Here is a 13,958-nt window from a genome sequence, read left to right as displayed (position 1 = left end):
ATGAGGCACGGATGGCAGCGTAACCGGTAAGCGATATTTTTTAGCCACAAGTGTTACAAAAATGCTTGACCACAACACAATGACCAGGCTGACTATAAAAAATTCCGTATTTGCCCTTTGCCAGAAAAAGGAGCTTGAGGAGGCGGAGTTTTCCTATGAGAGCATGTACGGAAGGAGCGTAAGCGGCTGGAAGAGGGATAAGGACAGGATCCGGTATCACATCGAGGTGCCTGTAAATACAAGAGCCGAAGTATTCTTAAAAGGAAAAACGTTTCTGGAAACCCCGGAAACATACAGAGAAACCGAAACAGGATACTGTCTGGAACTGGGGGCAGGAGAATATTATTTCACCGTAACCGAATCCTGACAGACAGAAAAAGATACAGAAACGGACAGAGGAATTTCATCTTCTGCCCGTTTTTTTGCAGTGTGTCCGGTGGAAACACGTTCTGATAACAATTCTGTTTCTATATAGTTCAGATATCCAGGGCCAGCAGAGCGGATTCAAGTTGCCTTTTTGCATCAAACAGAGCATCGAGGAAAGGCGCGGTATCCAAGTCCGCCCGATAGATGGGGAACGACACAGAAATTGCTGCAATTACCTTGCCCATTCGGTTATGTATCGGCACAGCGATACAGCGCACATAAGGAGAAGATTCTTCGGATTCATAGGCGGTCTGGGTTCTCCGGACTTCTTCGATCTGTGCGGCAAGCTCATCGAGAGAAGTAATGGTGTGTGAAGTCATAGGCTCCATTACATAGTCTTTATAAAGCTCTAAAAGTTCATTGTTTGTAAAACCGGACAACAGAGCTTTACCGATAGCAGTGGCATGGGCAGGAATGCGCTTTCCTGTGTGAGATGCAATGCGAAGAGGTTGGTTGCTGTCAAATTTATAGAGATAAACCGTATCGTGTCCGTTTAGGATTCCAAAATGTGACGTTTGGTTGCACCGCATGGATACGTTTTCTACAATTTCTTTTGCTGTGGAATAAAAAGGATTGGTAGAAAGATAGGCATTTCCCACTTCAAAACAATTTAATCCAATTCTGTACTCATTATAATTTTCCTTTTTCTGCAAAAAATTCATATTGCACATAGTTTGCACCAGATTATGGGTGGAGCTTTTGGGCAAATCTGTAATTGTGCAGATTTCTTTAAAGGATACTCCTTTTGGCTGTTTTGCTATGTATTGCAAGATTTCTAAAGCGCATTGCAATAGACGATGGTTTTTTTGTTCCACACGCAGATCCTCCTTATGTTATACGAGATTGTATAAATGAAAATTGTTCATATATATATCTTACACGGTTTTTAAAAAAAGAACAAGAAGAAAATGCACAATATGTAAAAAATATACAAAAATGAAATAAAATAATTGGAATTTAAGAATATATTGACAATGTTTGACAGGTGTGATAATATACATCTAAACAAATTACAAATATAGAAATATTGTTCATATATAAGAACAAAGAAGGGGGCAGAAGTGAAAAGAGAACATTTAAAGGAAGGAACGTATGGAGTTGTTCTTACGCCGTTTGACAGTGATGGCCGTTTGATAGCGATGGCACTTCGGCGGGAACTTCGTCACTGTGTAGGAGACAGAACAAGAGGGTTGGTCATTTGCGGCTCTACCGGAGAATTTGTTTATATGGATACTGCACAACAGAAAGAGGTTCTCAGGATTGCGGCAGAGGAAGTGGGTAATAAGAAAATATTAATCGGCGGAGGAAGTGCTGCAACAGAAAGCGGTGTGCGGAATCTGTTACAGTACATAAGCAGGCTGGGATACGAATATGCAATGATATGTCCACCGTATTATTATCCGCAGCGTCCCGAAGATATATTGAGTTTTTATGAAAAAATATCTGAGACAGCGCCTCCGGAAATTAATATTTTGATGTATAATATTCCGTTTTGTGCACCGGAAATCCCACTGATATATATGGACAAGCTTATGAGTTTGCCTAATATTATAGGGATGAAGGACAGTAGCGGTAACATGCAGTATTTTTCTAAGGTGATGGCGCTTGCACTGGAAATACGGCCGGAATTTGCATTATTTACTGGTCAGGATTGTACTTTCCTACCTAGCCTTTCCATTGGAGCAAAAGGCTGTATGTCTGCGCTATCCTGGATTTTGGATGGCGTGATGGCAGATATTTTGGAGGCTTATCAGAAAAATGAGTTAAAAAAAGCAGCGGAAATGCAATTAAAAATTACCAGGTTGGTGCGCCATTTGGATGGAATTGCTTTTCCGGAAAATTATCGGATTCTTTCTGAAGTGATTGGGGTGCACGTGGGGATGCCTCAGAGGAGTCTGCATAATCTGAATGCGGAATTTTGTTCTCAGTGGATTGCAAGGGCAGCAGAGCTTGTAAACGGGCTGGGAGTAAAATAAAGGGAAAACAAAAACAATATATGAAAAAGGAGGAAAAGATTCATGAAAAAAAAGATGTTGAGCGGACTTCTGTGCGCAGTTATGGCGGCGGGGCTTCTCGGCGGTGAATTCAGTGAGGTATCCGCAGGGGAGGAAAATGTTGAGATTCAGTTTTTGCATACGGCGTGGGTTCCGGCACAGTTGGAAATCCTGGAAAAAGCTATTGCAGATTTTGAGGCGGAAAATCCTAATATTAAAATCGTGGAGACACGAAGCAGTTGGACAGATGCACCGTCGCAGATCATGACTTCTATAGTCAGCGGCAATGCACCGGACCTGATCATGTGTAATACATCAATGTTGGCTGAATACAGAGGAATAGGCGCACTTGCTGACTTGAGCGAGTTGGTTCCTGATGAGTTGGTTGAGAGCTTTCTGCCTAGTGCAAAGGCGATGATCACCACTGAGGACGGAAAAATCGACGGACTTCCACAGGAGGGATGTAACTGGGCGCTTTTCTATAGAAAGGATCTTTTCGAGGAGGCAGGACTTGATCCCGAGAGTCCGCCGAAAACATGGGATGAGTTTCTTGAATGTGCGCAGGCTTTGACAAAGGATACAGACGGCGATGGTGTAATCGACCAGTATGGTTACGGATGGCCTGTACAGGCGGAAAATGCTTCAGATTACTGGGTGAATTTTATGCAGATGAGCGGGGCGGAAATTTCCGCATATGAAGATGGTGCATGGGTATCAAAGCTTTCCGAGGATGCAGCAGTACAGGGAACCCAAAACATGGTCGATCTGGTGCAGAAATATAAGGTAACACCGGAAAGTGCGGTGGATTACGATTGGGAAGCAGTAACGAACGCTTTTGTTGCCGGAGAGGTGGCAATGATGCAAAATGGAGCATGGGTAACAGGATCCGTAGCAGAAAAAGGCCCGGATTTAGACGGAAAGTGGGGCACAGCAGTTCTCTTTGACGGTCCGGTGCAGACTGCTTACAGAGGATATCCAAACACATTTAATATTATGGAAGCTTCTTCACACAAAGAAGAAGCCTGGAAATTCCTGGATTATTTCTATAACACCCCAAGTGATGTAGAGGGGCTTACTGTTGCAGGAGCGTTTTGTAATGCGGCCGGCGGTATGCTTTATTCCGAAGACTTTATCGAGTATGCAAGAGCAAACTACGATGACATGCTTCAGCCTTTTCTGGATGAAGTAGACAACTGCATGATTCCTCCATTAGACCCGCAGTGGCAGTCTCTCACCAGCATGTATGGAAACTCCACAGTTCAGCAGATGCTGATGGGAAGTGTGCCTGTCGAGGAAGGAATTGAAACACTTGACAGCAAACTGAAAGAGTTGCACGGAGAAGAATAGGCTCTGGGACAGGGGTGCTGCCTGAAGGGAGCACCCCAGATTTTCTTGACTTGGAGAGGTAGATTATGAGAAAAAAAATAAAAACAATGCTGACGCCCTATTTCTTTTTGTTTCCATGCGCAGTTTTGATACTGGTGATTCTTATTTATCCGGTTTTTTCTGGATTGATCAACAGCTTTTTTAATGAAAATCTGATACGGCCTACAGCCACTTCTTTTATAGGAATCCAAAATTATCAAAAACTTCTGGAAGACACCATGTTTCTGGATGCACTGAAACGGTCTGTGGTATGGACGATTGTAATTCTTATATTTGAGATGTCATTGGGCCTGTTGTTTGCAATCATATTGAATAAAGATATCTATTGTAAAAAACTTTTTCGATGCCTTGTGCTGATTCCATGGATCATACCAAACGCCATTGCCGGAATCATATGGAAATGGTTTTTGAATGAATCCTTTGGAATGATGAATTATCTGTTAAAGAGTATTGGGTTGATCTCCCATAATCTGAACTGGCTCTCTGATGAGAAGCTGGCGGCAATATCCGTAGTTATGGTCGTTATTTGGAAAAGTATTCCATTTGTGGCAATTACCCTGCTGGCTGGCATTCAGGCAATTTCTGCTGATCTATACGAGGCAGCAAAGGTGGATGGGGCCAGAAATTTCCAGTGTTTTCGTTTTATTACCATACCAATGTTGAAAAATATCATGCTGATTACGGCAATTTTGACCTCTATCTGGAATTTCAACCAGTTGGAGATCATTCAGGTAGTGACAAAAGGCGGGCCGGGGGAAGCAACGCTGTCTCTGCCCGTATATATTTACCGCTTGTTTATGCAGACATTCCAGACAAGCTATGCTTCTGCGGCAGCGGTTCTAATGATGTTTGTACTGATTATCCCTAGTATTATTTATGTAAAGAAACTGTTAAAGGAGTGATGGGAAATGACACGGGCAAAAAAACAAAAGTATAAAAAGTTTGGGCTTACCATATTGATTTTGGCTATGACCATGGTACTGATCCTCCCTTTCCTGTGGATGATTTCCACCTCCTTTAAGGAGGCAGATGAGGTTTTCCAGGAAGTCCCCAAATGGCTGCCAAGAAAATTCAGCTTTCATAATTATGTAGAAATATGGAACAGAGGGTATTTTAAGCAATATTTCCTGAATTCCATAATCGTTTCCTTGTGTACTATGGGAATATCATTAATTGTTGCGATGTTTGCCGGATATGGGATTTCCCGGTTTCGGTTTAGAGGCAGGACATTCTTTTCTGTGACCTTGATTGTGGTGCAGATGTTTCCGTCTATGCTGCTTTTGATTCCCATGTATATTATCATGAGCAAGCTTGGACTTCTAAACACCCATTTATCTATGGTGATTGCATATACCACCTTTGCCATGCCCTTCTGTGCATGGATGATCAAAGGATATTTTGATACCATTCCAGTCTCACTGGAGGAGGCAGCGAGAATCGATGGATGCGGACGACTTCGCATTCTGTTCAAGATTATCATGCCGTTGGCGGCTCCTGGTATCGTTACGGTGGCCATGTTTGCGTTTATCCTTTCTTGGCAGGAGTATATGTACGCGTTGACATTTGCAAGAACGGAGGAGATGCGGACCATAACAGTAGGAATCGCTCTTATGCAGGGACAGCATGGAAGTGTAAATTGGGGACAGATCATGGCCGGATCTGTTCTGGCATGCATTCCCGGACTGGTTCTGTTTACGTATCTGGAAAAATATCTGGTTCAGGGCTTTACAATGGGAGCGATCAAGGAGTAGGTTATGGAAGAAAATAAGAAAAAGAAGATACGGATCGGGCTGCTGGGCTGCGGCAGGGTAGCCGGGAATCACATACTGGCAGTGAATCGATGCAGTAGTGTGGAAATTACAGCCGTTGCCGGAGGACGCCATGCAAAAGAACTGGGAGAACGGCTGGGTGTTCCGGTTCTGCAGGGCGGTGAGCTTTGCGGTTCCGGGTTGGTAGATGGTGTGTGTATCCTTACACCACCCCAGTATCATTACGATTACGCCATGGAGGCAATACAGGCAGGAAAACATGTGTTGGTTGAAAAGCCGGTCAGTTTTTCGGTAAACGAGATTCTGGAAATGGATTCGGCTGCGGAGAAAAAGGGTGTTGTGTGTATGCCGGGACACAGCTATCTTTATCTTCCTGAGCTGATGCGGATGAAAGAGGTACAAAAAGATGGACGGTTAGGCAGTCCGGGATACCTTTATATGTCAGAGACTTATTATATGAACCATGAACTATCAGCGAAATATACGGGACCGGAAACGGATGTTTTGTGCCACCAGCTTTATCTGAGTCTGGCATTCTTGGGGATTCCTAAAAGAATCAGTGCTTTTCGCACGGAGATACAGGAGCAGGAAGGTCAGATGGGGGGACCGCAGGTGGCTGTGATGCTTGAATATGAAAATGGTGCGATCGTGCAGATTCTGGTTTGCTGGGCAATGGAAGACCACACGTCAGATCCATGGACCTTTAAGATAAAAATGCTGGGAACAAAAGGAAGTATGCATTTTTCCAGAAGAGACTTTGTAGAAAACCTGGGGATGGGATATGACCAGAGTCTTTACCAGGAAATGTTTGACAGGGAGATGAGATGGTTTGCAGAAGAATGCATTGGAAAAGGGAACCAGCCTCTTTCCACTATGAAGGATGCTGCATGGGTGTGTAGATTGCATGGTATGATACTTGAGGCAGTCAAAGAGAAAAAGATTGTGGAGGTGCATAAAGATTGAAGATTACAAATGTAGAAACGATTTTATTGTGCTATCGGTACGAGCAGGATGAAACGTGGAAGTGGTCCGGTGGAGCAACGCTGCAGAGAAACTGTGTATTGGTACGTATAACTGTCGATGACAAATATACAGGACTTGGAGAAATCGGAGAATCTGCATATTTGCCGCGGGCTGTGGAAAACATGATCGAGACTAGGTTTAAACCCATGCTTTTGGGCGAAGACCCGTTTAATATCGAAAAAATCTGGCGTAAGCTTTATATTCAATCTGCACACTATGGGCGCAGAGGTGTCATTGCCACTGTGATAAGCGGTATAGATATTGCATTGTATGACATTATGGGTAAAGTGTTGGATCGGCCTGTATATGATCTGATTGGCGGAAAATACAGAACAAGGTTCAAGGCATATGCCAGCGGCGGCATGGCAAAATCTGTGGGTGACCTTGCAGAAGAGGCACTGGGCTATATTGAAAAAGGATACTTCGGATTTAAAGTACGAATTGGAAATGAAGATTCGGAGGAGGATATTGAGCTGATTCGTGAACTTCGGAAACGGGTAGGACCTAAACCGGCTCTCCTTGTAGATGCAGGACAGTGCTATACGAATTTTCCATGGACTTACGATAAAGCCGTCCGGGTATGCAAAAAGCTGGAGGAGTGTGATCTGTTCTGGCTGGAAGAGCCGCTGCATCCCGATGATGTAGAGGGCTTTAAACGTTTGACCGCAAACACTTCCATTCCCATAGTGGCCGGAGAAAATGAGTTTACCAGATATGGATTTGAACCGCTGATCACAGGACATGCGGTGGATATGATCCAACCGGATGTAACACGTTCCGGTGGAATTTCGGAATGCAAAAGAATTGCTGCCATTGCATCGGCGCATCATATGAGAATGGCTCCGCATATTTTTGGAAGCGGTGTAGGGTTTATGGCCAACATGCACTTTATGGCATCGGAGCCGGATGCGTTTGTGATGGAGCACGACCAGACACTGAATCCGCTCAGGGAAGAGCTTTTAATTAAGCCGATCGTCTATAAAGACGGATATGTAGAGCTGATTCAGGATCTTCCGGGATTAGGCGTGGAGCTCCGCGAAGAAACCATCCGGAAATATGCCTACAATGATATTGATGCAGTGAACAAAGGAGAATTTGTTCCGATTTACTGACGTAAGGAGCAGAAGGAATGAACAGGGAGGATATTTGGACCGTGACTCCCGTACTTACCGGGAAATTTGGAATGGTGCGGGATGATATAAAATACCGGAATGGGGATTCGGAAATAGAGGAATATGTTCCTTCGGTGTTGTTTCTCTTAGAGAATGGCCGTGATCAGGTGGTGGTGGATACGGGTTTTGCAGAGCCGGATGTATGCGCAGAAAAGCTGGGACTTCTGGTGGAAAGAAATGGATCGTACAAAGAGCTTTTGAAGGAGACTGGAATCATCCGGGAGCATGTAAGGACTGTGATTTTCACGCATCTCCACTGGGATCATGCAGGGAATGCAGAGTATTTTCCAAATGCAATCTTTTACTGTCAAAAGAGAGAATGGATGCGGGCAGAGACGTATCCCCAGGAATACCCGCCGCTTTGGCTGTCTTACCTGAAAAACAATAAGGAGAAGCTGGAGCTTTTAGATGGAAACGGAAGAATAGAGATTATTCCGGGAATTTCAGTGCAATATACGGGCGGACACACGTATGGTTCTCAAATAATTTTCATAGAAACATGCTCTGGTACAGAAATCATTGCCGGGGATGTGGTAATGACGGAGAGAAATCTTAAGCAGCTGATTCCTGTGGGACTGTGTGTAAATGAGGCAGAATGCGAACAGGCATTGCAGATAATAAAGGAATCAGGGGCTTCCAGGGTTTATCCTTCGCATGACTTTAGTCTTTGGAATGGGAGGTGACAAAATGGCTGAATTAAAAGGAATCATACCTGTACTTCCTACACCATTTACAGATGATGGGAAATCGGTTGATTATGGAAAATTTGAAGAATTGGTGGAAATGGCAATTCAGGACGGTGCCCACGCCTTATGCCTTTTTGCGGCAGGAGCCGAATTTTATAAGCTTTCCATGGAAGAACGCAAGGAGCTGTTTGTTCGGGCTGTGCAGGCAAACAGGGGAAGGCTTCCTCTGGTTGCGACGGTAAGCAGCCATGCGACTGCGCTGGCTGTCCGTGAAGCGCTGTATTATGAAAAGAAAGGCGCCAGCGCATTGAATATTATGCCGCCTGGTTTTGCCATGCCGTCACAGAATATGGTGGCGGGACATCTGGCGGAGATAGGAAGAAATGTAGAGCTTCCCATGATTATCCAGTATGCTCCGGCGTTAAACGGAATGAGCATCGCAGCAGAAACCTTCTCCGGAATCAGCAGCAATTTGCGGCAAGAGCTTTATATCAAGCTGGAGGCATCACCTACCGGGCCGGCAATTACGGCGTTGAAAAAGGCAACAGAAAACAGGTATAAGATCATCGTAGGAAATGGCGGAGAATGTATGTATGAGGCATTGGTTCGGGGGGCGGCGGCAGTGATGCCGGGAGCGGCATTGATAAAGCCGTATCGTATGGTCTATGACGCTTTTTCTCAGGGAAAAGAAAAGGAGGCGTTTGAGTTATTCAATCGTTATCTGCCCCACATTCATCTGATGCAGAGAGATATTGAATCTTTTGTAGCCATGGAAAAGCTTATTCTGAAAAAGAGAGGAATCATGACAAACTCTGTTTGCAGAAAACCTGCGAACTATCCGGATAAAGAAACGATGGCTCTTCTGGATAAGCATTTAGATTATGTGAAAAGGGAATTTGGAATCGCATAAAGGATTTGTTATGGAAAATAAGGCAGAGGGAAAAATGTATTTCATCCCTCTGCCCGCTTTTGTATTGCAGAAAAGAACGGATTGTGCTATTCTTTTTATCAGGAACAATCGTGTTACAGGGTGGCTTGGCCTCTATTCTACATAGAATGGGGGTGGTGCTGATGGACAATAATCAATATGATTTCCAGGACCTTATGGCTTTTGGTATGTTCATTTTAGCATTGCTGACATTCATTTATCTGACATGTCATTGATGTTCTAAGCAATTATTGTTTTGGGCATAGAAAAACCACCCTCAAATACTTTGACAGGTATGGGTGGCATTTTCTATGTCTTACCTATAAGGTCAACCACTTTGTGGGCGATTGTTCCTCATCTATAATATACCATATGGAGTAACAGGCTTCAAGGTTTTTTTAATATAGAAACATTATATAAACTCTTCGGTCACAGCAGCCTCGCGGGAAGCAGTATCAGTTTCGGCACCTCCGCTCATCCGCACGCGGATCCCGTTCACTTCCACATCCTCCATAGGGATCACCAGACACTTTCTGCCATCGATGATCCTTGTCTCCACCAGATCCACACGCTCCGGGTCCACATGGATGACGACATCCGGTGTCTTGATCTCGAATTTTCTGGTGTTGGTAATATTGGATGCCACCAGGGCCGATTTCTCTCCGGCAGTCATTTCATACTGCTCATCAAAGGTTTCAAGCTTTTCATCCTCAACCCCGCACTCCTCAAAAAGGCGTTTCACCTCAGATTTTGTAAGAACTACAGGATCCGGTTCATCCTTCTGTGCCTCAATCAATTCATTAAGCTTTTCATGAATGTTGATAACCGTATCGTACTGGCAGTCATCGCCAAGAGTCTCCTCCACAAGCGCGTTAAAGGAATCACGCTGCCCTCCTGCGGAAAGGGGAGCGCTGCAGCCAAACAGCTCATCAATAAAAGCGCCGTGAAGCTGCTCTGCATTTTTGGAATAATACAGCATTCCATGAATATCCGTGCTGCGGTCATTAAACTGCGGGAATAAAAAGCCTACATCCGGCATCTCTACGATCCAGTCACGGATGCGGTCCTCAATATTATTTGTCTCCGCATTATAGCAAAGACCTGCCTTGGAGAGCTTCACAGGGCAAATGCTGCAGAGGATATGATCATAGATTTCCTCAGAGGCATCGAACATCTCCGTACCGTCTGACGCTTTTCCCGGGATATCATAAACAGCATGGATCAGAATAATGTAATAATTTTCCGGGTAATCATAATTTTCAATGATCTTATCGTAGAAGCGCTCCAGAAGTTCATCGTCTGTCAGCTTGCTGGCACGGAGCTGCATGAGAAACTCCTGGGTGCCACCTGGCGCTTCCTGCTCCAGCGGAAATTCCATATTCATCAGATTTTTTCCAAGGGTTCCGGAAAGGGTTTTCTTGAAAATATCAAAGTATTTAAACATTTCCTCCTCAGAAAGAGAGAGAAAAGCTTCCTTTATTTCTGTCTTTTTGTTCTTTTCTCCGTCAACATAGCAGCCGCAGATACGGGTGATGGCGCAGTTGGCAGGAGTAAACTGCTTCTTTATTTCTGAAATCTCTTTTTTATTCATTTCGTCCTCCTGATACCGCATAACAGCGGCAAAATGTGTGTCTGGACACGTGATGTTATTGTAGCAGGGAAATTTTTTGATGTCAATGAATTGTAACGGTAAAATGATCGTGAGCAGACAAGCTGGACTGCGGATTTTAATTATAAAATCTGCACAAAATTAATTTGAGATTTTTTGGAAAACTGTAGAATCTGTTAATAAATTTGTAGGTAGACCTAAAAAAATCATATTTTAATTTTGAAAAAGAATTGCTAGAATATACCCATGAAGCGGTCAAGAGAACCGCAAATAAAGGAGGACGTTTTCAATGAAGAAAAAAGTAGTGGCTAGTTTACTTTGTGTAGCAATGGGTATGACTACGATCATCGGCTCCACAGCAGTATTTGCTGAAGAGGCAGAGGCAACTGAGGAAGCCGCAGTTGATCTGGAAGGCGTAGATCTCGAGAATACAAAGATTGGTATCAGTATTTATCAGTTTGCTGATAACTTTATGACCCTGTATCGTACAGAGTTAGTTCGTTACCTGACCGAAGACCTTGGATTCAATGCTGACAACATCGTTGTTCAGGATGGTAAGAATGACCAGGCAGAGCAGACAAACCAGATCAATAACTTCATCACAGACCAGGTTGATGTTATGATCCTGAACCTTGTTCAGTCTTCTTCCGCTCCACAGGTTACAGATATGTGCAACGAAGCAGGAATCCCTGTAGTTTATATTAACCGTCAGCCAGACGAAACAGAGTCTGACAGATGGGCAGCAGACGGAATCAAAGCTACATACGTAGGTGCTGACGCTAGACAGTCCGGTACATTCCAGGGCGAAGAAATCCTTGAGACCGCTAACGGCGGAGATATCAACGGCGATGGCAAAGTTTCCTACATCATGGTTCAGGGTGACCCGGAGAACATCGATGCTCAGTACAGAACAGAGTATTCCGTTAAGGCTCTTACAGACGCTGGCGTAGAAGTTGAAGAACTTCTTCTTCAGAGAGGTGACTGGGATCAGGCTAAAGGCCAGCAGATCGTACAGGACGCTCTGACACAGTATGGCGAGCAGGTAGAAGTTGTATTCTGTAACAACGACGCTATGGCTCTTGGTGCTCTTCAGGCAATCCAGGCAGCAGGCAGAGTTATCAATGAGGATATCTACCTTGTAGGTGTTGACGCTCTTACAGACGCTGTTCAGAACATCGTAGACGGAAACTTCACCGGTACTGTATTCAACGATCACTTCAGCCAGGCTCAGACCGCTGCTAACATGGCAGTTAAATATCTGAAGGGCGAAGATGTTGATCCGGTTAACATGGTTGACTATGTAAAAGTTACCGCTGACAACGCTGCTGAAATTCTTGAGAAAATCAAATAATCTGATTTGAGCAGGATGAAAGCTTATTAAAAATTTCGGGTGTGTCAAAAGGGCACACCCGATTTTGCGAAAAGATATTTGGAAGTGCTATAGAAAGGAGAGAGTGGGATGGCAGAGTATAGATTGGAGATGCGCGGAGTAAGCAAAAGCTTCCCGGGTGTCAAAGCGTTGGATCAGGTAAACCTGAAAGTCCGCCCGGGCACGGTCCACGCTCTCATGGGGGAAAACGGCGCAGGAAAATCCACCCTCATGAAATGTCTGTTTGGCATCTATCACATGGATGAAGGCGAGGTCTATGTAGATGGAGAAAAGGTCAATATCGGCAATCCTGATGAAGCATTACATAAAGGTCTTGCCATGGTGCATCAGGAGCTGCAGCCAGTTCCGGCGCGTACGATTGCAGAAAATATGTATCTGGGACGTTATCCGACCAAGTCTGTGGGACCATTGAAGGTAATTGACCACAAAACTATGAATGAGGAAGCGAAAAAGTGGCTGGAAAATGTTAAGATGCCCTTTGATCCTAAGAAAAAGTTAGGAGATTTATCTATTTCCCAGATGCAGTCCGTAGAAATCGCAAAAGCGGTTTCACAGGAGGCAAAACTGATCATTCTGGATGAGCCGACATCCTCCCTGACTGATGTCGAGGTAGAGGCTTTGTTCCGTATTGTTCGCGACCTTCGTGACAGAGGCGTATCCTTTGTCTTTATTTCCCATAAGATGGCAGAGCTTCGTCGGATTTCCGACGATATTACGATCATGCGAGACGGAACCTACGTAGGCACATGGGAAATGAAAAATATCAGCGATGACGAAATCGTTAAGCAAATGGTTGGACGTGAGCTGACCAATATTTATCCGCCGCTTGAGAATACACCGGGTGATGTACTTCTTGAAGTGGAAAACTTTACAAGTATTCATGATAACTCCTTTAAAGACTGTTCCTTTAAGCTGAGAAAGGGTGAAATTCTCGGTTTCGGAGGACTGGTAGGCGCACAGCGTACTGAGCTGATGGAAGCAATTTTCGGTATCCGTCATATTACCAGTGGTACAGTGAAGCTGAACGGGAAGACGCTGAATATTAAACGTCCTCAGGATGCGATTAATAACGGTATCGGTATGATTACAGAAGACCGCCGTGGAACCGGTATTCTGGGATGTCTTTCCATAGCGGACAACGTATCTATCGCTTCACTGAATCATTATCTGGAGGCTGGAATCAAGCTTAATAAGAGAAAAATCGAAGATCTGGTTCAGGATAATGTGGCAAAACTGAGTATTAAGACACCGAACAGTAAGACACTGATTCAGTCGCTTTCCGGTGGTAACCAGCAGAAGGTTATTATTTCCCGTTGGCTGGCGAACAATCCGGATGTCCTCATTATGGACGAGCCTACCCGAGGCATCGACGTAGGTGCAAAATATGAGATTTATCAGATTATGATTCAGCTTGCAAAGCAGGGTAAGGGAATCATTATGATCTCTTCCGAAATGCCTGAGCTGCTTGGTGTTTCTAATCGTGTGATGGTTATGTGCAACGGCAAGATCACAGGTGAGCTTTCCGGTGAGGAAGCAACCCAGGAAAATGTTATGCACTATGCGACACAGTTCTAA

At 44.3% G+C, this 13,958-nt stretch carries 13 protein-coding genes; 11 read left to right on the top strand and 2 right to left on the bottom strand.

Features of this window, described 5'->3' with window-relative positions; all coding sequences use genetic code 11:
* Positions 1-61: 61 nt before the first annotated feature.
* Positions 62-367, top strand: a complete 306-nt coding sequence (locus ACESZH_RS18530) for an alpha-L-rhamnosidase C-terminal domain-containing protein (RefSeq protein WP_373218160.1) — start codon at positions 62-64, stop codon at positions 365-367.
* 109 nt (positions 368-476) lie between these two features.
* On the opposite strand, the gene ACESZH_RS18525 is transcribed toward ACESZH_RS18530, so the two are convergent.
* The gene (locus ACESZH_RS18525; RefSeq protein WP_373218162.1) at positions 477-1,241 is read right to left on the bottom strand and encodes an IclR family transcriptional regulator; all 765 of its coding nucleotides are present in this window, start codon (positions 1,239-1,241) and stop codon (positions 477-479) included.
* A 246-nt stretch (positions 1,242-1,487) separates the two neighbouring features.
* Between ACESZH_RS18525 and ACESZH_RS18520 the strand changes: the two genes are divergently transcribed.
* From ACESZH_RS18520 to ACESZH_RS18485, 8 genes are all read left to right on the top strand, one after another.
* Positions 1,488-2,402, top strand: a complete 915-nt coding sequence (locus ACESZH_RS18520) for a dihydrodipicolinate synthase family protein (RefSeq protein WP_373218164.1) — start codon at positions 1,488-1,490, stop codon at positions 2,400-2,402.
* Between the two features lie 42 nt (positions 2,403-2,444).
* Positions 2,445-3,767, top strand: coding sequence for a sugar ABC transporter substrate-binding protein (locus ACESZH_RS18515; RefSeq protein WP_373218167.1), 1,323 nt, complete (start codon positions 2,445-2,447; stop codon positions 3,765-3,767).
* Between the two features lie 65 nt (positions 3,768-3,832).
* Positions 3,833-4,708, top strand: a complete 876-nt coding sequence (locus ACESZH_RS18510; protein WP_373218169.1) for a carbohydrate ABC transporter permease — start codon at positions 3,833-3,835, stop codon at positions 4,706-4,708.
* A 6-nt stretch (positions 4,709-4,714) separates the two neighbouring features.
* The gene (locus tag ACESZH_RS18505) at positions 4,715-5,557 is read left to right on the top strand and encodes a carbohydrate ABC transporter permease (protein ID WP_373218171.1); all 843 of its coding nucleotides are present in this window, start codon (positions 4,715-4,717) and stop codon (positions 5,555-5,557) included.
* 3 nt (positions 5,558-5,560) lie between these two features.
* Positions 5,561-6,538 carry a Gfo/Idh/MocA family protein gene (locus ACESZH_RS18500; protein WP_373218172.1) on the top strand — a complete coding sequence of 326 codons (978 nt, stop codon included), beginning with the start codon at positions 5,561-5,563 and terminating at the stop codon, positions 6,536-6,538.
* Positions 6,535-7,710, top strand: a complete 1,176-nt coding sequence (locus ACESZH_RS18495) for a mandelate racemase/muconate lactonizing enzyme family protein (protein WP_373218174.1) — start codon at positions 6,535-6,537, stop codon at positions 7,708-7,710. Before ACESZH_RS18500 ends, ACESZH_RS18495 begins: the two co-directional genes overlap by 4 nt.
* Before the next feature lie 17 nt (positions 7,711-7,727).
* On the top strand, positions 7,728-8,453 hold the full coding sequence (locus ACESZH_RS18490) for an N-acyl homoserine lactonase family protein (protein ID WP_373218176.1): 726 nt from the start codon (positions 7,728-7,730) through the stop codon (positions 8,451-8,453).
* 4 nt (positions 8,454-8,457) lie between these two features.
* Positions 8,458-9,366, top strand: coding sequence for a dihydrodipicolinate synthase family protein (locus ACESZH_RS18485; RefSeq protein WP_373218177.1), 909 nt, complete (start codon positions 8,458-8,460; stop codon positions 9,364-9,366).
* A 430-nt stretch (positions 9,367-9,796) separates the two neighbouring features.
* Here the strand turns inward: ACESZH_RS18485 and ACESZH_RS18480 are convergent, their stop codons facing one another.
* Positions 9,797-10,975: a DUF4317 domain-containing protein gene (locus tag ACESZH_RS18480; RefSeq protein ID WP_373218179.1), complete on the bottom strand. Its 1,179-nt coding sequence runs from the start codon at positions 10,973-10,975 to the stop codon at positions 9,797-9,799.
* 307 nt (positions 10,976-11,282) lie between these two features.
* Here ACESZH_RS18480 and ACESZH_RS18475 point away from each other — a divergent pair, with 307 nt between their 5' ends.
* Positions 11,283-12,344 carry a substrate-binding domain-containing protein gene (locus tag ACESZH_RS18475; protein ID WP_373218181.1) on the top strand — a complete coding sequence of 354 codons (1,062 nt, stop codon included), beginning with the start codon at positions 11,283-11,285 and terminating at the stop codon, positions 12,342-12,344.
* 108 nt (positions 12,345-12,452) lie between these two features.
* Positions 12,453-13,958 carry a sugar ABC transporter ATP-binding protein gene (locus ACESZH_RS18470; RefSeq protein ID WP_373218183.1) on the top strand — a complete coding sequence of 502 codons (1,506 nt, stop codon included), beginning with the start codon at positions 12,453-12,455 and terminating at the stop codon, positions 13,956-13,958.

This window comes from Ruminococcus sp. 5_1_39BFAA (assembly GCF_964240875.1).
In the GTDB taxonomy this organism is placed as follows: Bacteria; Bacillota; Clostridia; order Lachnospirales; family Lachnospiraceae; genus Blautia_A.
Note: the sequence above shows the minus strand (reverse complement) of the source record. Positions and strands in the feature narration are given on the sequence as shown.

Bases quoted from the DNA above. Each gene is read 5' to 3' on its own strand.
- ACESZH_RS18515 (WP_373218167.1), top strand. From the start codon at position 2,445: ATGAAAAAAAAGATGTTGAGCGGACTTCTGTGCGCAGTTATGGCGGCG.
- ACESZH_RS18530 (WP_373218160.1), top strand. From the start codon at position 62: ATGCTTGACCACAACACAATGACCAGGCTGACTATAAAAAATTCCGTA.
- ACESZH_RS18480 (WP_373218179.1), bottom strand. From the start codon at position 10,975: ATGAATAAAAAAGAGATTTCAGAAATAAAGAAGCAGTTTACTCCTGCC.
- ACESZH_RS18505 (WP_373218171.1), top strand. From the start codon at position 4,715: ATGACACGGGCAAAAAAACAAAAGTATAAAAAGTTTGGGCTTACCATA.
- ACESZH_RS18485 (WP_373218177.1), top strand. From the start codon at position 8,458: ATGGCTGAATTAAAAGGAATCATACCTGTACTTCCTACACCATTTACA.
- ACESZH_RS18475 (WP_373218181.1), top strand. From the start codon at position 11,283: ATGAAGAAAAAAGTAGTGGCTAGTTTACTTTGTGTAGCAATGGGTATG.
- ACESZH_RS18510 (WP_373218169.1), top strand. From the start codon at position 3,833: ATGAGAAAAAAAATAAAAACAATGCTGACGCCCTATTTCTTTTTGTTT.
- ACESZH_RS18470 (WP_373218183.1), top strand. From the start codon at position 12,453: ATGGCAGAGTATAGATTGGAGATGCGCGGAGTAAGCAAAAGCTTCCCG.
- ACESZH_RS18490 (WP_373218176.1), top strand. From the start codon at position 7,728: ATGAACAGGGAGGATATTTGGACCGTGACTCCCGTACTTACCGGGAAA.
- ACESZH_RS18500 (WP_373218172.1), top strand. From the start codon at position 5,561: ATGGAAGAAAATAAGAAAAAGAAGATACGGATCGGGCTGCTGGGCTGC.